Source organism: Pediococcus parvulus, from assembly GCF_007990205.1.
Taxonomy (GTDB): domain Bacteria; phylum Bacillota; class Bacilli; order Lactobacillales; family Lactobacillaceae; genus Pediococcus; species Pediococcus parvulus.
Map to the genome: position 1 here is coordinate 1 of NZ_BJWE01000031.1, position 21564 is coordinate 21564.

Genomic DNA, 21564 nt, shown 5'->3' on the forward strand with positions numbered 1-21564 from the left:
TGATTAGTCAAAATACTTTTGCTGAAAAGGTATTGGAATTTAACAGAGCACTCGCGCAAATTAATCTTTGTTTGCCTGATAAATATAGGATAATTAATCCCTATAGTGGTGGGCAGAAAGAACTAGTTCACAAAATTACGACGCGTTTTACCCAAAAGCATTTCAATGATACTAAGCCTCGCCGACTAATACTAGGAAGCTCACCAGCACGAAGTGGAACAGCAGTCACAGGAGTTCCTTTTGAGGATGCAAAATATCTTCAAAAAGAAACCGGAATTTTTATTGATAAGGTTCATGCCAGCCAGGCCTCTTCGAGATTTTTGTATGATGTTATGCGAAACTATGGTGGTAGAGAAAAATTCTACGATAATTTCTTTATGAGCTTTGTGTGTCCGCTAGGGTTGGTTAAGACAAATACAAAAGGAAATGAAGTTAATTGTAACCATTATGAAAGTAAAAAACTTCAAGAATATTTGTTACCATTCATTGTGAGTTCACTGCGTAGCCAAATCAAATTTGGGGTGGACACATCGGTGTGCTACTGTATTGGAAGCGGAGAAAATTATAAATTTTTAACGCAAATTAATAATGAGTATCACTTTTTTGAGAAGATTATTCCGTTAGAACATCCGCGTTTTATTACCCAATATAATTCTAAAAATATAGATTGGTACATGAAAAAGTATATGACGGCGCTACGTCTTGTTTAAAAGTATGTGTCTCCGAGAATTGACATTAACTTAAACGCTTGAAACAGCAATAGCCCGCTATAATTGGATTTAATCAATTATAGTGGGCTATTTAATTTTTATAAAATTCAGTTACCCGGAGATAGCATTAAATTTTTCGGAAATAACTATGCTGAATACTTGGGAAGGTATAAATGAACCGCTGAACTTGTTCATGAGTTAAACGTAATTCAATGATGTCCAATAAACCGTTGATTGAGTCGACCGCTTCGTTACTATATTCCACGGCACCCACCAAGATATGCTCCTGATCAAAGACTAAGGTTAGGCCACCATCTAATTCGTTTTGAACTTGTTTGAACCAGTCATCACCGTATTCAAAATGCTCAACTGAATATTTATCAGGCTGTTTTTCAGCCTCGTTAGGATTAATACCCACTTGCGAAATTCGGGGTGAAGAGAAAACGGTTGTGGCAATCGCAGGGTAGTGAATGGTATCACTGGTCTGATTTGTAAACAGTTGTGCCAAATATTGTGATTCAAAAATGGCGGTTGGTGTAATCTTCGGTTGAGGTTTGTCAACCACGTCCCCCGTTGCATAGACGCCAGCCACGTTAGTTTGCAGGTGATTGTCCACTTCAATGCCATGGGCATTAGTTGCAATGCCAAGCGTTTCAAGGCCACTTCCGATTAAATTAGGAAGACGGCCGCTAGCGTCAACAATGTAATCACTGGCCAATTCAAATTGGTTGGATCCGTGTAAAACTAGCCCAGCTTCCGTTTTCTCGACTGCATCGACTTGTTGATCATAAAAAAATTTAACTCCTCGACGGCGTAAATCTGCTACCAAACGTTTGACGTACGGCTGATAAAAGTGCCGCAAGGGTTGGTGACTGTCTACAACCACGTTCACAGAAGCACCAACGGCATTGGCAATGGATGCAAATTCCATCCCCACATAACCTGCGCCAATAATGGTTAGTTGTTTTGGCATTTGAGGTAAAGATAAGAAGTCTGTGCTGTCATGCAGATATTCTTTTCCTGGAATATCCAAACGATGGGGATGCTGACCTAGTGCTAATACAATTTTTTGGGCGTGATAATTGGTGTCGCCAACTTTAACCGTTTTGGCATCCACAAGGGTAGCGTGTCCCACAATGACTTGAACGCCACCGTCAACTAATTTCTGTTTGTTGCTTTCGGCTAATTTGTCAATGACTTCGTGTTTATGCGCCATCAAGTCGGGCCAATTTATTTTTGGCACGCTGTCAAAGCCGCGACCCTGTAATTGTTCAATAGTTCGAACTAATTCAACAGGCTTATCCAACGTGATTTTTGCATTACAGCCCCGATTTGTACAAACACCGCCAAACAGGCCTTCCTCAATAACGGCTACTTTTAATCCGGCCTGGCTCATTGGAATTGCCCCATTCCAAGCGCCTTGCCCGCTGCCAATAAATAAAACGTCAAACATGTGGATCAGCTCCTCTATCATTTATATTGTAGATTCAAATTAACACTTCCCCAAAACACAAGCAATTGAAACGCTTTCTTTCACGATGAGGTTGTGGGGAAGCTATGCAAAGAACCGTAAAACTGTAATAATGGTGAAGTTGATAATACTCGCAAAACAGATCAGAAAATAGGAGAAAATATGAAAAAAATTGCACTTTCAGTTATCGGGATTTTGGTCATTGCTGTAACCTTAGTTGGTTGTGGCAATAATTCTAGTCAAACGGCCGGTAAAACCCAGTTAACTGCCAAACAACGTTCTACAAAAATTATTAACCGTAAAGAAACTATCTGGCGAGAGACTGCGCTTGTGAAGTCAGACGTGGACGGGAAAGGTCAATTAACGGCACTGAAAACGAAAAAGCTGGCGGGTGCTGCGAGTTCGAATTTAGTTTGGACGACACATAACGGCCAGTTTTCGAGTGGGTATACAAAGACCAACTATGCGAAAATTAAGGAAATGATTACTAAAAATGCGACGACTAGTAGTGATTATAAGACGAAGTTGTTTACGATTAAGCAACTGAACGATACGTTGAAGGAAGCAAAAGCATCGATTCGAATTCACAAATATAGTGATTTAGTTTATTTGAAATCAAATAAGGTTGCTGGTGGTCAGAGTGTTGGTTTTATTGCGAGTGATCACAAGCTGTATGGATTGCAACTTTCTTATGTTTATTCAGCAACGCAGGCCAATTCTCCAACCGATCGGGCTTATATTCTCAGCGATCAAGGGTATCAAACACCTAAAAAGCATGTGAATATCAGTTCGCTAACGGGACGATGGGGAAACAGTGATACGACAGATCAACTGATTGTTCGTAAGCATTGGATTTATCAAGTCAGTCAAACTGGCGTGCATAGCACCTATACCCGGCTAAAGTTACAGGACTTGAGTAAGATTACCACAGCCGATTTATATAGTAGCGCTACTTTTAATTATGCTCAAATTCAGGCGCTAAAAGTTGGTTATGCAATGCCACGAGCGACAACTATTGCTGGTAGCGATAAGACGTACACGTATTTAGTCTTGAACAAAAAGACCCTTGTCAGAATTGGCGAAGGCTCGTTCCAACGTTATACCAAACTAACGGCAGATCCGACCACCACTGATTTACCAGAAAAAGTGTTGCAAATATTTAATAAATTAGATGGTCAGGGTGGCACTCAGATTGCGGAAACGATGACGGCCATGGGGAATAATTCGTACACAATTGGCCTTGTGGATAACATGGATCGGTTGACCAAAACTTCGCTTCAACAAAATACAACGATTAAAACGGCAACGGTAAGTAACGGAAAAATTACGATTAAAAATGAGTGATGGGTTCTGTTGCCAGTTTCAATTTTCTCAGGGAAACCAACCCCTGATATGATATAATGACAGCACTAAATTAAGAAATGAGATGATGTTTTATGGCAATTGTAATTATTTATAGTCATGTGGCGGAGGTACGGATAGCCTAGACTTATCTAAACCTCCATGATTTTACGGAGGAATACAATTTATTGAGTAAAACACAATTAAAAGCTTTTGGATTAACCTCAGCTCTTGAGGAACAAGCAACCAATTCGGGACTTGCTTTAGGCCGGATAACTGGTCAAAATCGGACTCTATACGATGTGATGACTGAGCAAGGCTCACGGCAGGCATCAGTTTCAGGGCGCTTGAACAACGTAGCCATTGATGCTCAAGATTATCCGGCAGTCGGGGACTGGATCTTGCTTCGAACCCTGGGATCAGTAGCGGATACTGCTGTGATTGAACGTGTCATGCTGCGACGTAGTCTGTTTTTTCGGAAGGCAGCGGGCCGCAAAACAACCGCACAAATTGTGGCAGCAAATGTTGATACGATTTTTATTTGCATGGCCCTGGATGCCAATTATAATTTAAAACGGCTGGAACGTTATTTAGTTGTTGCTTGGGACAGTGGGGCCACACCGGTGGTTGTTTTAACGAAAGCAGATTTGGCTTCGAATTTGGACCAACAGATTGCCGACGTTGCTGAAATGGCAGCAGGGGACAATGTGGTCTTTTGTTCCGCAACTGATGAGAGTTGGCGAAAAATTACTGACTATGTGCAACCAGGTAAGACGGTCGCCTTTATTGGATCATCAGGCGTGGGCAAAACCACTTTAATTAATCAGTTGATGGGACGAAATGTGGGTGCAACGCAAGCGGTGCGAGGTAGTGATGCCCATGGTCGTCATACGACAACTGGTCGCGAATTGCTGGTGCTACCTGAGGGTGGACTCGTGATTGATACACCAGGAATGCGAGAACTCTCGTTGCTAAATGGCAACTTTGACGCAACTTTTGATGATATTAAACAGTTGGCTCAGCAGTGTCGGTTTAATGACTGTACACACACACAAGAACCAGGATGTGCCGTTCAAGCAGCTATCCAAGCCGGTTCGTTGAGTGAAGATCGGTTGGATAATTATCGTGCGCTTTTAAATGAGGCCACAACTAATCAAAATTTGCGCGGGAAAGCTCGTGAAAATGCTAAAGTGGAGCGAATGTTTGGAAGTAAAAAACAAATGAAAGCTATCATTAAGGCAAGAAGAAAGAATCGCCGTTAATTAAACTAATGAAGTTTCGTGGAAAAGTACTTTTCTGCGGAACTTTTTTTAACGTCGATCGAATTCCGTATAATGCATGTGATAGTCGTGAATTGTTTAAAAAAATTCGTGCGACGTTTGATGATAAAACTGTAGTAGCAAGGCAGTAAATTTGAATTTTAAATGTTTGTACATGGTTATTAGAATTGTTAATCTAACCTTATATACATTATTGATTGAACTTGAGGAGTGAAGACTATGAAAGCTTGGGTTATTAAAAGTTCTAAATTTACAGAGATTGATCAGTTACAGTTGCTTGAAGTGGCGAGGCCGCAACCTCATGAAAAAGAATTGCTTGTGCGAGTTCATGATGTGGGATTGAATCCAGTTGATTACAAGTTAATCGAACATCAGCCTGGCAGCTGGCTCTACCCCCATATTTTGGGTTTAGATGTCGCGGGTGAGGTCGTTGAAATTGGGAAACAAGTAGATAAATTTAAAAAGGGAGATCGTGTTTTTTATCATGGGGATTTGACGGAGTCCGGTGGTTTTGCGGAATTTGGCACTGTTAAAAGTGACGTAGTGGCCAAAATGCCAGATAAATTAACTTATCCACAAGCGGCAGCTTTGTTATGTAGTGCAATGACCGCTTATCAAGCCATCTTTAGAAAGGCCAATTTAGAAAATCGACACACAGTATTAATTCATGCGGGAGCAGGAGGTGTGGGTGGTATCGCAATTCAGTTGGCAAAAATAGCAGGACTAAGAGTATTTACAACGGTTTCAAAGCAAAAAAAAGATTTTGTTGCACACCAGCATCCGGATGCAATTATTGATTATCGAACTCAAAATGTTACTGAGCAGATTCAAAGATTGACAAATGGGCTGGGGGTAGATCTAATTATTAACACAATTGGTGCCGAGGCAGCCACTCAGGACCTAAAACGATTAGCGTATAATGGCGCACTTATAGCTATCGATGGGCAACCAAACTTAACTACCGATTATGCCAAATTAGGTTTAGGCGTTTTTAGCGTTAATTTGGGTGGCGCTCATCAAAGCCATAATACCCAACAAAGGCATGACTTGGCTGTTATGGCAACTCAGTTGGGCGAATTAGTAGTGAAAGAAAAGTTGGATCCATTAATTAATCAGGAAATTTCCTATCGCGACATCCCAAAAGGATTACAAATGATAAAGGATCACAAAGTTACAGGGAAAATTGTGGCCAAGTTTATGTAATATCTCTAATATTTTTAGTCCGTACGAGGCCGTAGGTTAATAACAAAATATTGTCTAGAAAACAAGTTTTTGTGATGCATATAGAGGTATAAGACGACTACAAAAAAATTTGAGGTTGACAGTGAATTTATAGTTCGGAAGTGGGAAAAGGTGGCACCTATGTGATTTTTCCTTATGATATTCGCGAGTTATTTGGCAAAGGACGTCTAAAAGTTCATGCGACGTTTGACGGCGAAGCCTATGACGGGAGCATCGTCAATATGGGTATCAAAAATGTAGATGGTTCGATTGGTTATATTTTGGGAATTCGTAAAGATATTCGGCAAAAGATTTCTAAATCCGTTGGTGATAAAGTACATCTGACAGTGAGTGTGATAATTTAAGTAGGACTAGAGGCAGGTCGTTTGCTTCAGAAATGAGCTCATGTCATAATAGGTGTAAGAAATAAACTTATTGTCAGCATAAGATTGTGGTTTGAAACGACGAAATACCATTAGGAGGAATTACTATGAACAAGATGATATTTGTGAATTTGCCCGTAACTGACATGCAACGATCAATCAAGTTTTACGAAGCGCTGGGATTTAAAAAGAATGAAGATTTTTCTGATGCAAACGGAACCGGAATGATGTGGGATGACAATATTTGGGTTATGTTGTTGACGCATGAGTTCTATCAACAATTTTTACGTGGCCAGTTAGTTGCCGATACACAGGCAGTCAGTGGGTCAATGACGGCGTTCAGCATGGATAGTATTGAAGAAGTGAAAAAATTTGCTCAAACTGCGAAGGAAAATGGCGGTGATTTTTATCACGTGGAATTAGGAATGTCTGAAGAACAGATGTATGAACTAGAAGTAAAAGATCCGGATGGCAATATTTTATCGGCGGCATGGATGGCTATGTAACTTGCAAGTTAATGTGGTTATGTTTGCTAGAAGCTAGCCGAAATTTACGGTATACTTACAGCAAACTGAAAACAAGGAGCTAGGATTATGGAAACTTTTACAGAATTTATTGACACGATTGATAATTCTGATCACCAATCCCGTGTGCGCGAAGTTTTGCAGTGGGTTAGCGATACTTTTCCACAGCTTGAAAAACGAATTGCTTGGAATCAACCCATGTTTACAGATCATGGAACCTTTATTATCGGGTTCAGTGTTTCAAAAAAACATCTGGCCTTTACACCAGAAGAGGCAGGAATCAGTCATTTTGAAGATGATCTTAAAGCAGCTAATATTGATCATACAAAAGGTATTGTCCGGATGCCTTGGGACCAACCGTTTAATTATGAACTATTGAAGCAAATGATTGAATTTAACATTCATGATAAAGCGGCCATTGAGACGTTTTGGCGGCCTGCAAAACGTTAATAAAAATACATCCACAGCCTCATGTTGTGGATGTATTTTTTGATTAGTGAGTATTTCTGTACCAATGAAAACTAAATACGATGATAAAGATTAATGGGCCTAAAAGACTGTAAATTAAGTGAATCATAATACTGAAATAGAGACTATCGGAGTCACTTTCTGAAGAGTTAAGAGCATCGTCCGTCGTATCAGCATTAACAGCACCCCATTTGTCTCTTTGATGATTGTACTTATAATCAGCTAAGCGATTCTTTGCACCGAGTTGTTGCACAAAAAGATCTGGTCCAACTAATAGTTTAGAAAAGCGCATTAAATAAAATTGACAAAACCAAGAAACCACTAACCAGATCATGAACCAATTGATTGTGAAATGATATTTAAAATTATTATCTGCGCTAAAAAAATAGATGAGTAGGACTGTAAAGACGGTTTGAGTAATCATACGAGTGATATAACGAAAGGTTTTCATCTTAATCTCTCCAGCAAATTTTTTTCTAAAGAAAGCATAGCGCAAATTAATCGGAAAATCATTAGAAATAATTTTAGCCCGAGTTAAAATGTTTGCTCTCTGTTTGTTGCTTGGCTAGAATGACTAGGTGTCAAATTTTTGATAAAAATAAGAAACTCAGGAGATTTAAATTATGGCAAAAACATGGATGATTACAGGAACTTCAAGTGGATTTGGAAAAGAGCTTGCAAAGATTGTTGCGCAGGCTACCGGGACTAATCTCGTTGCGACGGCACGAAAGCTAGCAGATTTAGACTATCTTGATGCCTATGATCATGGACAGATTGAAAAAGTGTTAGTAGATGTTGTGGATGCTGACCAAATTAAAGCTGCTGCAAAACAAGCACTTCAGCGGTTCGGTAACATTGATGTTTTAGTGAATAATGCTGGCATTGGTTATTTCTCAACGATTGAAGAAAGTGATATGGCGCAAGTTCGTCATATGTTTGAAGTGAATTTCTTTGGCCTAGCAAGCATGACTGAGGCACTTTTACCTAATTTCCGGAAACAGAAGAGTGGAACAATTGTGAACATTTCTTCGGCATTAGCGTTAACAACCTTACCCACAATGGGTTATTACAGTGCTACAAAATACGCTGTTGAAGGTTATTCTGATACTTTACGTCAAGAGGTTGCTGATTTAGGAATCAAGGTCTTTACGGTTGAGCCAAGTGGCGCCCGGACAAACTGGTCTGGAAGTTCTTCTAAGAAAGTCGTCCCAACAATTGGTGACTACGCTAAGTTCAAAGAATCCGTTGAAACGACTGACCAATCTGTCACAGACGCACCTGGAGATCCAGCAATGATTGCCAAGATTATTTTTGACCAAGTTAGTGCTGGCAAAGATTTGCCAAAGCATTTACCACTTGGCGAGTTTGCATATGAAGCCGGGTTAAAGAACTTGACTAACTTAGAGGCAGAAATTAAGTCCCGTCATGAGTTGTCTTTATCGGCAGATCGAAAATAGATAGAATCATTTAGTATCATGAAAGCGAGCGCGAACCAAAGCATTTAATTGGTTCGCGCTTTTTTTAATTCTTTAAAAGTGGAATAGCATCTGCAAGAGTTGGCAAAACGGCGACAGCCTTCTCTTGAATAGTTGGCTGGGGCTTGATCCAATCTGGTACCAATACGACATCTAAACCGGCATTGACTGCTGAGAGGACACCGCTGGTAGAATCTTCAAAAACGACCGTCCCTGATTTGCTAGCGTGGGTTCTTTGTAACGCATACAAGTAAACGTCGGGAGCTGGTTTATTATGCGGAACTTCATCACCACTAATAAAGTCAGTAAAGTACTGGTCAATTTTAGTGATCTTAGTTGTTTGTATGATAGTGTCTTTGGCAGCCGAAGAAGTGACGTAACATCTTTTATGCGTTTGGTTCAAAAATTTTAAGAGTTCAATGGCACCTTTTTTGACCTGAACTTCACCCTGTTGAAGTCGCCGATTATATAGGCTCATAGCTTCGTCAAAAACGCATTTTCCTAAATCTGCACTGCCAACAAGTTTGGTTAGTTTTTGGATGGTGACGGGAAATCCTTTGGCGATGTAGGCGACGTGATCCTCTTTTGTGAAGGGGATGCCGTAGTTTTCGAGCACGTCTCTGCGGGTTTCAAAATATAATTTTTTGGTATCTAGCAGGAGACCGTCCATGTCAAAAAAGATGGTGCTTTTATGATTTAACAACTTTCAGTCACTTCCCTTCATTTAAACCATTTAGTAACCATTTAACTTTATATCGGTAGTCGGTGACTAGTTGTTCTGGGGTCCAGTCATTTACAGAAGCATCGATCAGCGTTTCGATTACCAAATGCATGACAAAGTATAAAAAGCTTTTGGCCTCTTCATCAGATTCAATCTGGAAATCATTGGCACTTAAAATCGTTTTCCAAGCTTCAAAACCATGAGTTTCTGGGAGGCGATGAGAAAATAGGGCACTGTTTTGGGTGAGTAACTGAATTTGGCGTTGCGCAGAGCTTCCTTTTTCTAAGGTGACACTAGCGAGAAGAAAAGTTTCGATTCCTTCAAAGAAGTGGTCCTGATGTTTCATAATAGCTTGAATAATTGTCCCGTGAATTGTACCCGCATAATAAGTAATTAAATAATGGTAGGCATCTTGCAAATCTTCAAAATATTTGTAAAAAATACCGCGTGACATACCTAATGCCGTCACGATTTGGCTCACTTTGACCTGACTGACAGGTTGGTCTGTAAAAACAGTGAGTAAAATTTGGCGAATTGCTTCCTGACGGTTATCAGGGAGATTATTAAATGTTTTTTGGGGCATCCTCTGGCTCCCTTCATGAACTTGTTTACTGAAATTATAGCATAATTTAAATTTAATGGTGACAAAATGTCACCGGTGCACTATAGTTATTTTTGTAAGTAAAAACTGGAAGGGGACTTGATTCATGTTTTTAGCATGGAAAGAAATGCGATACGCCAAACTGCGGTATGCGCTGATTATTGGCATTATGATTCTGGTGGCCTATGTGGTTTTTATGTTGTCAGGACTGGCAAGTGGCTTGGCAAACGGCCACAAAAAAGCAATTTCAGATTGGGGCTCAAGTACGATTGTGCTGTCTGCAGATAGTAACAAGGTGGCAAGTGCTTCGGTATTGAAACGTGCCGATCTTAACCGCGCGAAAACGGCAAACACGAATAAGGCGGCAGTGGGACTATTTGCAACGGCTGCTCAAAAGAGTGGCAGTAAAACCAAAACTAACGTGGCCATTTTTGGGGCTCAAAAGAGGAGCTTTGTGGTCCCAAAAATTATAAAAGGGCGATTGTATCAAAATGCTCACGAAATAATTATTTCAAAAAACTTAAGTGATGAGGGCTATCATATTGGCGATCAAATCAAACTTGCTAGCATGACCCACAAGTTTAAGATTGTCGGCATTACCAAAGCCACAACGTATAGTGTGGAACCCGTAATTTATCTCAATTTGGATGCGTTTACCACGTTGAAATACGGGTCGCAACCATTTAGTAGTGCTTCGCAAAAACCAATTAGTTTAATTGCGATTAAGCATAAAACACCGAAACAAGTGACCGTCACTACCGGCACTTCGGATACAAAGGTCGCTAAAATGAGTACTGCGACATTAATTCAGAATTTGCCTGGATTTTCGGCTGAAAAAATTACACTTAATACGATGATCGATTTTCTGTTTATCGTAGTGGCGGCCATCGTGGGCATTTTTCTGTATGTGATGACATTGCAGAAAACCGTTTTGTTTGGTGTTTTGAAGGCCCAAGGTGTGCGAACTCGTTACTTGGTGGGCACAATTGTGAGTCAGTCCTTCATTGTTGGGGCGGCTGGCGTGATCCTTGCATTTATTTTGGGATATCTGACAAGTTTGATTCTTCCAGAAGCAATGCCGTTTACAATTGATGGGATGCAGTGGCTTTCTGACGGCTTGATTCTTATTCTAGTCTCGATAGTTGGTGGGCTATTCTCCATTCGAACGGTCACTAAGGTTGATCCGATTAATGCGATTGGAGGCGAATAGATATGGATGCAGTTTTAGAAATGACAAACATTCAAAAAAAGTTTGGGACGGGCCACACCGAGGTTGATGCGCTAACGGATGTGAATTTCTCGATTAATGCCGGTCAGTTTGTGAGTATTGTGGGTCCTTCTGGATCTGGGAAAAGCACTTTTTTGACCATTGCAGGCGGTTTACAACGGCAAACTTCCGGAGAAATTTTGATTAACCACACCGATATCAGCAAATTAAATGAGAAAAAACGAACCCAAATTCGGTTTGATCAATTAGGCTTTATTTTACAAAGTTCCAATTTAATTCCGTTTTTAAAGGTGAGCGAGCAATTTGCCTTGGTGGAAAAACTTGCTAAAAAATCCTTGCAAGAACGAGTGGATATGTTGCTTAAGTCGCTTGATATTGAGAATTTGAAGGCGAAATATCCTAAAGAATTATCAGGTGGTGAACGGCAACGGGTGGCAATTGCCCGAGCTTTGTGTAACGATCCCAGTGTGATTTTGGCGGATGAACCGACTGCCAGTTTAGATTCCAAACACGCGTTTGAAGTTGTGAAGATTTTGGCGCGGGAAGCACATGACCAAAACAAAGCCATTATCATGGTGACGCATGATGAGCGAATGACGAAGTGGAGTGACCAAGTTTATCAAATTGAAGATGGCCGCCTTTCGTTAGCAGAGTAAATGGCTTTAAATTTTTTCATAAAAACGAGAACAAATATTGGTTTTTTTGATTTCGGTCCGTTATACTTACTAATAGTAAATAAGAAAAGAGGAATTTTTATGTCAACAACAGTTGGATTAATTGTAGGAAGTTTACGTAAGGGTTCATATACCAAAGCCGTTGCAGAACAAGCAGCTGCATTATTGCCTGAGGATTATACCGTTAAAAATATTAATATCGGTGACCTAGATCTTTACAATCAAGATTTAGATGATGAAAACCAAGTTCCTGAAAGCTGGAAGAAGTTCCGTGAAGACATGCAAAGTGTTGATGCAGTGATCTTTGCAACTCCTGAATATAACCGTTCTGTACCCGGCGTCTTAAAGAATGCGATTGATGTGGGTTCACGTCCTTATGGGGCTAGCGTTTGGGACAAGAAACCAGCCATTATCTTGAGTGTTTCGCCAGGTGCTATTAGTGGATTTGGCGCAAACCATCACTTGCGTCAATCATTGGTTTTCTTGAACATGCCAGTTGTACAACAACCAGAAGTTTACTTGGGTAATGTTACAAATATCTTAGATGATAACTTGAAGATTACAAACAAGGGAACGATCGGCTTCTTACAAAGTGCAATGGATACATTTGTTGACTTAATTAATCGATTTAAAGACTAAAAAATATTGAATTGGCAGTCGTCAAACCAGAAAATTGGTTTGAGGCTGCCAATTTTGTGTTTATACCGAAACATGTGCGTAAAGTTGAAAAGATTACATCAAAATTATCAAAAACGAATACATTGTGTGCATATTTGTATACAAACGATTCAAAACTTGATATACTACTTATATAGTGATGAAGGGGGATCAGGAATATGGCAAAGAGTACAATTAGTATTCGTGTCGACGAAAATCTAAAAAAAGATACGGAAAAAACATTAGACGATATGGGAATGACTATCACAACGGCGTTTACGATTTTTGCAAAAACTTTAGTAAAAGAACAACGCTTTCCATTTGAAATTACAAATGATCCATTCTATAGTCTAGCAAATCAGGAATATCTTGCTAAGGTAATTAAGGATATGGAAGAAAATGGTGGAACCAGCCACGAGTTGATCGATGATTAAATCATGGTATGGAGATGCATGGAACGATTACGTAAAATGGCAAACAGAAGATAAAAAGGCTTTAAAAAAGATTAATAGCTTAATTAAAGATATTGAAAGACATGGTTCTAAAGGACTTGGTAAATCAGAAATACTAAAATCTAATTATTCAGGTTGGTATAGCAAAAAATTAGACAAGAAGAATCGGTTAGTTTATAAAATAAAAGACAATATTTTGTATATAGCTGAGTGTAAAAATCATTACAACGGATAGCCATACTGTCCGCTTTTTCATTTGTAGTTTTTTACGGCAATGGAGATCCTTTTACTAATCGTCTCAATGCACTCACTTTTTTTAGGACAGTTCCTTGCGGCAGTTCTAACTATATAAATCCGCCTAGCGTGGGACTTCATCCCCCTGACGGCACCTTTATATAGTTAGAACTAAGCACCGCAATCCACTCACTCTTTCTAGGACAGTTCCTTGCGGCAGCTCTAACTATATAAATCCGCCTAACGTGGGACTTCATCCCCCTGACGGCGCCTTTATATAGTTAGAACTAAACGCCGCAATCCACTCACTTTTTCTAAAAAGTACCCCGGTTTTGCGAACATACACAAATGGCCAGCTCCTGGCACCTCAATCATTCTCTTTTCCGGTGCCTGCACTCGCTCAAAATACATTCTTGTGGCTTGCATTGGCGTTATCGGATCGTGCTCTCCCTGGAAAACATAAAACGGGATCGCTATCTTTGTTAAAAGACGGTCATAATCAAAAGTGTCCAGTTCCACATGCAAACTGCGATATGAGGCAAGCATTCCTTTGCAAAATGCCATATAATCTCGAACACCATAATGAGGACACCGCAAAATATTAGGGATGAACAAATTAGTTACCATATTTGCCACATCCGTTTTTTGCAATGCTGAAAAGATATTAAATTCACTAATTTGTTTTGCCGACCACGACTGCGCATCAAAAGGAAACTTCTGTAACCAGTTTTTACTTAAAACATGGTTTCCTGTTTCAAACAATGCTTGGTTAAAAGCATACTGATGCGACTTGCTGGTCATCTGTTCGGTTCCTATATAAGCTGCGTACAAAGGCTCGGCTTGTTGCACCATCAAGTTTGCAATGATGCTGCCAATTGAGCTACCCAGTAATATAACAGGGACATTTGGAAGTATTTCTTTAATTTTTTTGGTGAGCAGAATGCCATCGTCTACTAACGTTTGTAAATTTTTGGGGACAGCCGGTTGCTTGCGATAAGTTTTTCCAGCACCACGTTGATCCCAATGAACCACTGTGAATTCTGTGGAAAAAAGCTGAGTAGCCTTAGTAAACATTGAATACGTTGAAGCAGGGCCCCCGTGAATGATTAATAAAACAGGATTAGTTTTGGATTGACCAAGAATTGTGATCCACTGTTGAATGCCATCCAGTTGTACATAACCTTGGTAAGAAATTCCTGAAGGATTAGAATTTTCTACGTTGTGTAAAAATAGTGCCAAAATATCACCTCCATTTATATAGAAGATATGTTTACCCTTAGCTTAAAAAGGTGGTGGAAACTTTGCAATGAAAATGAATCCGATTACTAAAATTTGGCGTAGCGTTCTGATTGACAACAAATATTCAAATCGATATAGTTAGCTATCGTTAATAGATGCAGATTATTTGAAAATAAAACTAATAAATGAGGAGATCAAACATGGCATATCCACAACTTGATTTACAAAACGCAAAGGGACCTAAAGCAACAATTCAAACAAATCATGGTGATATTGTAGTTCAACTTTTCCCAGAGCAAGCACCCAAAGCAGTTGAAAACTTTGTTGCATTAGCTCAACAAGGTTACTATGACGGCATTATTTTTCATCGCGTGATTCCTGATTTCATGATTCAGGGTGGCGATCCTACTGGAACTGGTGCTGGTGGTCAGAGCAGTTTTGGACATGAATTTGAGGATGAATTTTCTAATGAAGTCTTTAATATGAAGGGCGCTCTTTCAATGGCTAATGCCGGCCCTAACACTAATGGTAGTCAGTTCTTCATCGTTTCAAATGAGCATGTACAAGCAGACATGCTTGGAAGCATGGCACAAGCTGGTTATCCAAGCGAAGTGATTGAAGCTTACAAACAAGGTGGCACACCATGGTTAGACCACCGTCATACTGTTTTCGGTCAAGTGGAAACAGGAATGGACGTTGTTGAAGAGATCAGCAATGTTGCCCGTGATATGCAAGATAAGCCTGATGAAGATGTGACGATCAAGACTATCGTGATTGAAGAACAAAAATAAATGAAACTAACGTAATGCTTGGAGAAACTCTAACATTACGTTTTTTTGATTTTAATAGAATAGAAAGAGGTCAAATTAAAATGGAAATCAGGGAATTAATTCAGCGTTCAACCAAGATTCGGGATGCCTATCACGCTTTAGAAATGAAACAGGAAGGAAAGCCATGGACGTCCGAACAAGATGCTTTAGCATTTTTAAGCGATGCCGGTTTGGTTGGCAGACTGGTGATGGACAATCAAGGTAGTTGGCCTGATTCGGATCAATACTACAAACTTGATGCAAAAATTGCGGAGTGTATGTGGTGGCTAAGCAGTCTGGCTGAAGAAAATCAGATTGATTTGGAAAAGAGCTTAGATAATTTTTTAGGAGACCGTGAAAAGCATTTGAAAAGTTAAAATGAACTATCAAAGGGATTGCAGAAACCATTTCTTTTTTTATGGAAACATAGAACTGTAACGGGTTTAATTGAGTGCAGGAGTAAAAATCAGATAAATAATCAGAAAATAAGTTTATTATGGTTATATAACTGATATAATTGACTCTGTTATCGATACGGTGGAGGTAGTGTGATATGAATTACAAGGTAATTGCATGGGGATTAGGCGCCCTGATACTGATCGTTCTATTTATATTCTATTTAGCTTATTCGAAATATGCACGTCAAAAAGTTGCGCGTCATGCAGTCAATGGATTGGAACGAGTGATCAAACGTACTCGAGTTATTTTAATTATTTTAATTTTGGTGCTGGCTGGTGATATTGGTTATGGAAAATTCGCACCGCATAGTAGTATGGCATCAGGTAATTTAGTTTCACGGACAGGCAAAGCGGTAGAGGGTTTAAAAACCAAGATTTTTGGAAATTCTGAATCCGAATCAGTTGCGAAGGTTAAGAAAGCAGAAAAAGCTGAAAAAGAAAAGAAGGCTTCTTCTGAAAAAAAGAGCCATGCAATGACTGGCGAAAAGGCAACAGAAATTGTCAAAAATTACTACGCTAAAAATGGTACGGAACAAGATGTTGAAAAGTACAGCTTTATTAAGTCTAAAACGAGCACTGTTTCTAACCAAAAGGTCTATGAAGTCGGGGCTTACAAGACTGAGAATGGCAAGTTAGTTCAGATTCATGACTTCGAGGTTAACCTAAAAGGTAAGTTTGATTTACTCTATTAATATTACAATTTAGTAACAGTGTTAATGAAAAAATCAATGAAAACGATTAAAACCGCCGTTTTGGCTTATTGAAGCATTAATTATAGCCAAAAAAGTATTGAATTGTCTTAAGTAATGAGGTCCACTGCAAGGTGGAAGCAGGTTAATTATTAGTACATAACGTTGTAATTATGTGATTGATCTACGGACACAATATAAGTTAATTATTTTCAGGAGGGGTTTCATATGACAAAGAAGAATACATTTAAGTCAGTATTATATGCCGGTGCCGCAATTGCTGCATTGAGCTTAGGTACTGCAACTGCAACAAATGTACATGCTGATACAACAGCACCTGCAAATGCTGCATCAACTAGAGTGCACAATCAAGTGCATCAACTGTTTCAGCTGCACAAGACAAGGTTACATCAGCTGCATCTGACAAGGGTGCTGCACAACAAGGTGTTTCTGATGCTTCATCAGCTGTAACATCAGCTGCATTTGATTCTGCTAAGACAGCTTCAGACGCTAAGACAACTGTTGACGATGCAAAGAAAGCTGCTGATCCGTTGACTTCAGCTGCTGCTTCAGCTGCAAACGAAACAGCTAATGTTAAAGCTGAATCAGTTGCAGATGCTGCAAACTTATCAGCTGCATCAAGTCAATATACTGAAGCTAAAGCTGCACAGAACTCAGCTTCAGAAAACGCAAACAGTGCTGCTACTAGTTTATCTAATGTCAATGCTGAAGTTACAGCTAACGAAAAGAATTATGCAAAAGATAATGCAGTTTTATCTGATGCAAATACTGCATTAAATGATGCTGAAGTTAAATATAGTACTGCAGTTGGTGCCTCAAGTGCTGCAGAAGCACAAGTTAATGCTAAAGAAGTAGCATATACAGAAGCTTCTACAGCATATAATAATGCACTTAAGAATCCTAACAACAAGCCTGCTATCGTTCTTACTGCTGCAATTCTTAATGCTCAAAAGAAAGCATATTTAAATGCTCAAGCAGAGCAAACTGCTGATTCTGCGCTTCTTGACGAAGCTACAAAGGGCTTGACTTCTGCTCAACAGGGCCAACAGACAGCTTATGATCAACTTGCTTCTGATGAAAAAGCATTGAAGCTCTCAAAAGAGGCACAGAATAAGGCTAGCGAGAATGTTAATGTCACTGCTACTGCCTTGACAAAAGCAAATGATGCTGTAACAGCTGCTGAAGTTGCATGGAACAATGCTAACAACACAGAAACTATTGTTAACAAAGACCTTGCTGCTGCACAAGCTAAAGAAGCTGCTGCTAAAGCTAAAGCACAAGATGCTTTGAACACATACAACGATGCCGTTAAGGTATACGGTGATGCTCAAGCAAACGCTGATGCTGCTACTGCTGCAGTTACAACTGCTAAAGAAAACCTTGCTGCTGAAGCTAAATTGGCTGCAGCTGACAAAGCTTTATCTGATGCAGAAGCAAACTTAGCTGTTGCTAAGGCTGGCGAATCTAAAGGTAACGGTGGTGTGAAAGAACACACTGACTTGGTTCCAGCAGTACCTGGTAAGAAGGGTGTTACTGTAGCTCCAACAAGCACAAAGGGTGGTTCAAACACTGGCTCTAACGTTGCAAGTACTAAGAGTGGTGTTGTTGCTTCATCAACATCTGCTTCAGGCAAAGCTGCTCCTAAAGCAGCTGCTGCAACTACATTGCCACAAACAAACGAAGCAAACAGTCAAGTTGCTGTTCTTGGTTTGTTAGGTGCAATGGGCGCATTGTTCGGCTTAGCCGGCACACGTCGCAAACGTCAATTCTAATTAAAACTTATCAAATATCAAAAAAGTCGATCAGAAATGATCGGCTGTTTTTGTACACAAAATGCTATAGTAAACTTATGGAAATAACTATCGAATAATGAAGTGAGGTACAACGATGACGAAAACATTATATTTAATGCGCCATGGGGAAACGGTATTTAACGTTCGTAAAAAGATTCAAGGCTGGTGTGATTCACCGTTAACCCCAAAAGGAATTCAACAGGCCCAAAATGTTAGTAAATATTTTGATGACATTAACTTAGATCACGCTTATTGTTCTACCTCAGAACGAGCCTCTGACACACTTGAAATTGTAACTAAGCACACAATGCCATACACACGGTTAAAAGACTTACGGGAAATGAACTTTGGTGCCTTTGAAGCCGAAAGTGAAGCTTTAAATCCAAAGTCGCATGAAGCTTACAACACATTCTTTGTGGCTTATGGTGGTGAATCAACCGATCAAGTCACGCAAAGAATGGTTAAAACCCTCACGAGCATTATGCAAAAAAATGATCATCAAAACGTCTTAGCTGTTTCGCATGCGGGTGCCTGTGTTAACTTTTTAGCAACCTGGGAAAATCCAGAAAAAGTCTTGAGTCAGCGTTTCACCAATTGTGGAATTTTGAAATTCACTTATGATAATGAAAAATTTAAGCTAGAAGAAGTGATTCAAAACATAAACTAGACCAAAAAATACGTATTAATCTTCAGGGTGATAGTGACGCTCTGGTAGTTTGTTACTGATTCGTTGGCCTAAAGAACGGTCACGCAACTCTTGGTAATCTTTCAAAAGCGCTTGTTTGTCAGCGTTCAATGAAGCAACTTTCTGTTGTAAATGAATATATTGTTGGGGATCCAAGTTTTTATTTTGTAACTCAAGCTTTTTAGCTTCTAAATTGGCATTGGCTTGATCATATTCTTTTGTAGAACGAGTAATTTTTTTAGACAGCTCAGTTTCTTGGCGGGTTAGAACTTCGAAGCGCGAATACAGGTTTTTAATAATCTGGTTATTTTTAATGATTTCAGCTTCTAGAGCTTCTTTTTGTTTTGATAATTCTTCAATTTTTTTTGAAGTTTCTGCTTCAGACATGGGATTCAGCCTCTTTTCAAATGTTAATGTAAGTACACATATCATAACTCTTTGCGCGATTTCCGTCACGTTTGGAATAGAAAATTACTAAAGTTATGCCCAGCATTTCATTTTAGCTCGATTTCCGTTAAGATAGATAGGTAGATCTTAGAGAAGGAATGGCAAAGTATGACACCAGAAACAATTTTAAAAGAAAAGTTTGGCTATGATTCATTTCGTGACGGTCAAAAACAGGTCATCAATGATATTTTAAATGATCAAAACGTTTTGGCTATCATGCCCACTGGTGGTGGGAAATCGCTTTGCTACCAAATTCCGGCAATGCTATTTGATGGCCTAACTTTGGTGATCTCTCCTTTGATTGCTCTGATGAAGGACCAAGTAGATGCCTTAAACGAAAACGGAATTCCAGCGACGTTTATTAATAGTAGTTTAGATAACATGGAAATGAACCGGCGTTTTAAATTGGCCGCCGATGGTCAGGTGAAACTCCTATATATTGCCCCCGAACGATTGGATTCAAGTTATTTTTTAGCTCAATTACAAGAATTGGATATTGCGTTAGTTGCAGTTGATGAAGCGCATTGTATTTCACAGTGGGGACATGATTTTCGGCCCAGCTATCTGCGTTTAACCGACACACTCGGTCAATTACCCACTCATCCAGTTACGGTGGCACTGACGGCCACAGCGACGCCTAAGGTTGCCCAAGATATCAAGCATCGATTACATATTGAGGCCGATCATGAAGTGAAAACTGATTTTGCGCGAGACAACTTGTCTTTTCAAGTAATCAAGGATCAAAATAGTGACCAGTTTTTATTGGATTATTTGAAAGCCAACAAAGCAGCGGCAGGAATCATTTATGCCAGCACACGTAAAGAAGTAGAACGACTAACGAAATTGCTGAAGAAACGCAAAGTTAGTGTCACAATGTATCACGGTGGGATGGCGGAGAATGATCGCCGCCAAAATCAAGAAGATTTTTTGTACGATCGAAAACAAGTGATGGTGGCAACCAATGCATTTGGCATGGGAATTGATAAGAGCAACGTACGTTTTGTGATTCATGCGCAGGTGCCTGGCAGTTTGGAAGCTTATTATCAAGAAGCTGGCCGGGCAGGGCGTGATGGCTTACCAAGTGATGTGATTTTATTATTCAAACTCCATGATGTCCAGATTCAGCACTTTTTCATTGACCAGTCAGAAATGGACGATATCAACAAACGGCGTGAATACCAGAAGTTACAGGATATGACCCAGTATGCAAATACTCAACAGTGTTTGCAGCAGTATATCTTGAATTATTTTGGCGAAGATGGGCCCGTTTGTGGCAAGTGCAGTAACTGTTTGGATGAGCGCGATTCACAAGACATTACGGTAGAAGCCCAAAAAGTACTGTCATGTGTGAAACGGATGCATGAAAATTTTGGGAAGGTTTTGATCGCCCAGGTTTTAGCGGGATCAAAGAATCAACGGATTAAACAATTCCACTTTGATGAACTAAGTACTTATGGTTTGCTGAAAAATAAGGCCCAAAAACAGCTGACTGAATTAATTGACTTCTTAGCTGCCTCAGGGTACCTTCAAGCGTCGAACGGCCAGTTCCCGGTATTATCAATTGCGCCGGCTGGTGTTCGTGTGCTACAGGGCAAAGAACAGGTGTTTAGAAAGATGGCAGTACCGGTTAAAACTAATATTTTGGAAGACAGTGAGTTATTTACAAAGCTACGGATGCTAAGGCGTTCGTTGGCAGAAGCTCAAGGTGTGCCACCGTTTGTGATTTTCTCCGATAAAACATTGCGTTCTATGTGTGAGTTGATGCCTAAAACGCTTAGTGAAATGGCTGAGGTTAAAGGTGTTGGTAGCCAAAAACTTGAAAAATATGGGCGCCAATTTATTGATGTCCTCCAGAGTGATAGTGACGTGTTAGAAAAGGCAACAGAAAAGTAAATCGGCAGTTCAAAGGCCCGTTGGTTTTGAACGCGTTTCGGCTATGAAAAATAAAAACAAGTTGAGGAATTTTTCCTCAACTTGTTTTTT

Annotated in this window: 26 protein-coding genes; 20 read left to right on the forward strand and 6 right to left on the reverse strand. The window is 39.7% G+C overall.

Annotated features, from left to right (window positions below):
* Positions 1–2 precede the first annotated feature (2 nt).
* Positions 3–710 (forward strand): uracil-DNA glycosylase family protein, encoded by a 708-nt coding sequence (locus PPA04_RS06830; protein WP_147206770.1) that lies wholly within the window; start codon positions 3–5, stop codon positions 708–710.
* 127 nt (positions 711–837) lie between these two features.
* On the opposite strand, the gene PPA04_RS06835 is transcribed toward PPA04_RS06830, so the two are convergent.
* A complete protein-coding gene (locus PPA04_RS06835) occupies positions 838–2163 on the reverse strand; it encodes a dihydrolipoyl dehydrogenase family protein (protein ID WP_057784583.1) in 1326 nt (441 codons plus the stop codon).
* A 180-nt stretch (positions 2164–2343) separates the two neighbouring features.
* On the opposite strand from PPA04_RS06835, the gene PPA04_RS06840 reads away from it, so the two are divergent.
* The 6 genes from PPA04_RS06840 to PPA04_RS06865 all read left to right on the forward strand — a co-directional run bounded on the left by PPA04_RS06840 (position 2344) and on the right by PPA04_RS06865 (position 7380).
* A complete protein-coding gene (locus PPA04_RS06840; protein ID WP_057784584.1) occupies positions 2344–3525 on the forward strand; it encodes a hypothetical protein in 1182 nt (393 codons plus the stop codon).
* A gap of 185 nt (positions 3526–3710) precedes the next feature.
* On the forward strand, positions 3711–4784 hold the full coding sequence (gene rsgA / locus PPA04_RS06845) for a ribosome small subunit-dependent GTPase A (RefSeq protein ID WP_057784585.1): 1074 nt from the start codon (positions 3711–3713) through the stop codon (positions 4782–4784).
* A gap of 237 nt (positions 4785–5021) precedes the next feature.
* Entirely contained in the window at positions 5022–6005 is a 984-nt protein-coding gene (locus tag PPA04_RS06850) for an alcohol dehydrogenase catalytic domain-containing protein (protein ID WP_057784586.1), read from the forward strand.
* 125 nt (positions 6006–6130) lie between these two features.
* Positions 6131–6388 (forward strand): DUF1905 domain-containing protein, encoded by a 258-nt coding sequence (locus PPA04_RS06855; protein ID WP_057784587.1) that lies wholly within the window; start codon positions 6131–6133, stop codon positions 6386–6388.
* A gap of 125 nt (positions 6389–6513) precedes the next feature.
* Entirely contained in the window at positions 6514–6912 is a 399-nt protein-coding gene (locus PPA04_RS06860) for a VOC family protein (RefSeq protein ID WP_057784588.1), read from the forward strand.
* Between the two features lie 87 nt (positions 6913–6999).
* Complete coding sequence (locus PPA04_RS06865) at positions 7000–7380, forward strand: iron chaperone (RefSeq protein WP_057784589.1); 381 nt, start codon at positions 7000–7002, stop codon at positions 7378–7380.
* Positions 7381–7423: 43 nt separating this feature from the next.
* Here PPA04_RS06865 and PPA04_RS06870 read toward each other — a convergent pair whose 3' ends face one another.
* On the reverse strand, positions 7424–7849 hold the full coding sequence (locus PPA04_RS06870) for a hypothetical protein (protein WP_057784590.1): 426 nt from the start codon (positions 7847–7849) through the stop codon (positions 7424–7426).
* Between the two features lie 172 nt (positions 7850–8021).
* On the opposite strand from PPA04_RS06870, the gene PPA04_RS06875 reads away from it, so the two are divergent.
* A complete protein-coding gene (locus PPA04_RS06875; RefSeq protein WP_057784591.1) occupies positions 8022–8855 on the forward strand; it encodes an SDR family NAD(P)-dependent oxidoreductase in 834 nt (277 codons plus the stop codon).
* 64 nt (positions 8856–8919) lie between these two features.
* Here PPA04_RS06875 and PPA04_RS06880 read toward each other — a convergent pair whose 3' ends face one another.
* Both PPA04_RS06880 and PPA04_RS06885 read right to left on the reverse strand, forming a co-directional pair.
* Positions 8920–9576 carry an HAD family hydrolase gene (locus PPA04_RS06880; protein ID WP_057784592.1) on the reverse strand — a complete coding sequence of 219 codons (657 nt, stop codon included), beginning with the start codon at positions 9574–9576 and terminating at the stop codon, positions 8920–8922.
* Positions 9577–9583: 7 nt separating this feature from the next.
* The gene (locus PPA04_RS06885; protein ID WP_057784593.1) at positions 9584–10177 is read right to left on the reverse strand and encodes a TetR/AcrR family transcriptional regulator; all 594 of its coding nucleotides are present in this window, start codon (positions 10175–10177) and stop codon (positions 9584–9586) included.
* Between the two features lie 124 nt (positions 10178–10301).
* Here PPA04_RS06885 and PPA04_RS06890 point away from each other — a divergent pair, with 124 nt between their 5' ends.
* From PPA04_RS06890 to PPA04_RS06910, 5 genes are all read left to right on the forward strand, one after another.
* Entirely contained in the window at positions 10302–11405 is a 1104-nt protein-coding gene (locus PPA04_RS06890) for an ABC transporter permease (protein ID WP_057784594.1), read from the forward strand.
* A gap of 2 nt (positions 11406–11407) precedes the next feature.
* Positions 11408–12079, forward strand: a complete 672-nt coding sequence (locus PPA04_RS06895; protein WP_057784595.1) for an ABC transporter ATP-binding protein — start codon at positions 11408–11410, stop codon at positions 12077–12079.
* Positions 12080–12178: 99 nt separating this feature from the next.
* Complete coding sequence (locus PPA04_RS06900) at positions 12179–12736, forward strand: NADPH-dependent FMN reductase (RefSeq protein WP_057784596.1); 558 nt, start codon at positions 12179–12181, stop codon at positions 12734–12736.
* Positions 12737–12933: 197 nt separating this feature from the next.
* A complete protein-coding gene (locus tag PPA04_RS06905) occupies positions 12934–13188 on the forward strand; it encodes a type II toxin-antitoxin system RelB/DinJ family antitoxin (protein WP_057784597.1) in 255 nt (84 codons plus the stop codon).
* Positions 13181–13441 (forward strand): Txe/YoeB family addiction module toxin, encoded by a 261-nt coding sequence (locus PPA04_RS06910; protein ID WP_057784598.1) that lies wholly within the window; start codon positions 13181–13183, stop codon positions 13439–13441. Before PPA04_RS06905 ends, PPA04_RS06910 begins: the two co-directional genes overlap by 8 nt.
* Before the next feature lie 272 nt (positions 13442–13713).
* Here PPA04_RS06910 and PPA04_RS06915 read toward each other — a convergent pair whose 3' ends face one another.
* Positions 13714–14679, reverse strand: coding sequence for an alpha/beta fold hydrolase (locus PPA04_RS06915; protein WP_057784599.1), 966 nt, complete (start codon positions 14677–14679; stop codon positions 13714–13716).
* Positions 14680–14879: 200 nt separating this feature from the next.
* Between PPA04_RS06915 and PPA04_RS06920 the strand changes: the two genes are divergently transcribed.
* From PPA04_RS06920 to PPA04_RS06945, 6 genes are all read left to right on the forward strand, one after another.
* Positions 14880–15470: a peptidylprolyl isomerase gene (locus tag PPA04_RS06920; RefSeq protein WP_057784600.1), complete on the forward strand. Its 591-nt coding sequence runs from the start codon at positions 14880–14882 to the stop codon at positions 15468–15470.
* Between the two features lie 80 nt (positions 15471–15550).
* Entirely contained in the window at positions 15551–15865 is a 315-nt protein-coding gene (locus PPA04_RS06925; protein ID WP_057784601.1) for a nucleoside triphosphate pyrophosphohydrolase family protein, read from the forward strand.
* Positions 15866–16041: 176 nt separating this feature from the next.
* Positions 16042–16638, forward strand: coding sequence for a hypothetical protein (locus PPA04_RS06930; RefSeq protein WP_057784602.1), 597 nt, complete (start codon positions 16042–16044; stop codon positions 16636–16638).
* 225 nt (positions 16639–16863) lie between these two features.
* A complete protein-coding gene (locus tag PPA04_RS06935; protein WP_057784603.1) occupies positions 16864–17106 on the forward strand; it encodes a hypothetical protein in 243 nt (80 codons plus the stop codon).
* A gap of 80 nt (positions 17107–17186) precedes the next feature.
* A complete protein-coding gene (locus PPA04_RS06940) occupies positions 17187–18428 on the forward strand; it encodes an LPXTG cell wall anchor domain-containing protein (RefSeq protein ID WP_057784604.1) in 1242 nt (413 codons plus the stop codon).
* Between the two features lie 115 nt (positions 18429–18543).
* Positions 18544–19116, forward strand: coding sequence for a histidine phosphatase family protein (locus PPA04_RS06945; RefSeq protein ID WP_057784605.1), 573 nt, complete (start codon positions 18544–18546; stop codon positions 19114–19116).
* A 15-nt stretch (positions 19117–19131) separates the two neighbouring features.
* Here the strand turns inward: PPA04_RS06945 and PPA04_RS06950 are convergent, their stop codons facing one another.
* Complete coding sequence (locus PPA04_RS06950) at positions 19132–19521, reverse strand: hypothetical protein (protein ID WP_057784606.1); 390 nt, start codon at positions 19519–19521, stop codon at positions 19132–19134.
* A 168-nt stretch (positions 19522–19689) separates the two neighbouring features.
* Between PPA04_RS06950 and recQ the strand changes: the two genes are divergently transcribed.
* Entirely contained in the window at positions 19690–21474 is a 1785-nt protein-coding gene (recQ, locus tag PPA04_RS06955; RefSeq protein ID WP_057784607.1) for a DNA helicase RecQ, read from the forward strand.
* The last annotated feature ends 90 nt before the right edge of the window (positions 21475–21564 follow it).

Bases quoted from the DNA above. Each gene is read 5' to 3' on its own strand.
- PPA04_RS06835 (WP_057784583.1), bottom strand. From the start codon at position 2,163: ATGTTTGACGTTTTATTTATTGGCAGCGGGCAAGGCGCTTGGAATGGG.
- PPA04_RS06840 (WP_057784584.1), top strand. From the start codon at position 2,344: ATGAAAAAAATTGCACTTTCAGTTATCGGGATTTTGGTCATTGCTGTA.
- PPA04_RS06850 (WP_057784586.1), top strand. From the start codon at position 5,022: ATGAAAGCTTGGGTTATTAAAAGTTCTAAATTTACAGAGATTGATCAG.
- PPA04_RS06860 (WP_057784588.1), top strand. From the start codon at position 6,514: ATGAACAAGATGATATTTGTGAATTTGCCCGTAACTGACATGCAACGA.
- PPA04_RS06865 (WP_057784589.1), top strand. From the start codon at position 7,000: ATGGAAACTTTTACAGAATTTATTGACACGATTGATAATTCTGATCAC.
- PPA04_RS06870 (WP_057784590.1), bottom strand. From the start codon at position 7,849: ATGAAAACCTTTCGTTATATCACTCGTATGATTACTCAAACCGTCTTT.
- PPA04_RS06875 (WP_057784591.1), top strand. From the start codon at position 8,022: ATGGCAAAAACATGGATGATTACAGGAACTTCAAGTGGATTTGGAAAA.
- PPA04_RS06885 (WP_057784593.1), bottom strand. From the start codon at position 10,177: ATGCCCCAAAAAACATTTAATAATCTCCCTGATAACCGTCAGGAAGCA.
- PPA04_RS06890 (WP_057784594.1), top strand. From the start codon at position 10,302: ATGTTTTTAGCATGGAAAGAAATGCGATACGCCAAACTGCGGTATGCG.
- PPA04_RS06895 (WP_057784595.1), top strand. From the start codon at position 11,408: ATGGATGCAGTTTTAGAAATGACAAACATTCAAAAAAAGTTTGGGACG.
- PPA04_RS06900 (WP_057784596.1), top strand. From the start codon at position 12,179: ATGTCAACAACAGTTGGATTAATTGTAGGAAGTTTACGTAAGGGTTCA.
- PPA04_RS06905 (WP_057784597.1), top strand. From the start codon at position 12,934: ATGGCAAAGAGTACAATTAGTATTCGTGTCGACGAAAATCTAAAAAAA.
- PPA04_RS06910 (WP_057784598.1), top strand. From the start codon at position 13,181: ATGATTAAATCATGGTATGGAGATGCATGGAACGATTACGTAAAATGG.
- PPA04_RS06920 (WP_057784600.1), top strand. From the start codon at position 14,880: ATGGCATATCCACAACTTGATTTACAAAACGCAAAGGGACCTAAAGCA.
- PPA04_RS06925 (WP_057784601.1), top strand. From the start codon at position 15,551: ATGGAAATCAGGGAATTAATTCAGCGTTCAACCAAGATTCGGGATGCC.
- PPA04_RS06930 (WP_057784602.1), top strand. From the start codon at position 16,042: ATGAATTACAAGGTAATTGCATGGGGATTAGGCGCCCTGATACTGATC.
- PPA04_RS06935 (WP_057784603.1), top strand. From the start codon at position 16,864: ATGACAAAGAAGAATACATTTAAGTCAGTATTATATGCCGGTGCCGCA.
- PPA04_RS06945 (WP_057784605.1), top strand. From the start codon at position 18,544: ATGACGAAAACATTATATTTAATGCGCCATGGGGAAACGGTATTTAAC.
- PPA04_RS06950 (WP_057784606.1), bottom strand. From the start codon at position 19,521: ATGTCTGAAGCAGAAACTTCAAAAAAAATTGAAGAATTATCAAAACAA.
- recQ (WP_057784607.1), top strand. From the start codon at position 19,690: ATGACACCAGAAACAATTTTAAAAGAAAAGTTTGGCTATGATTCATTT.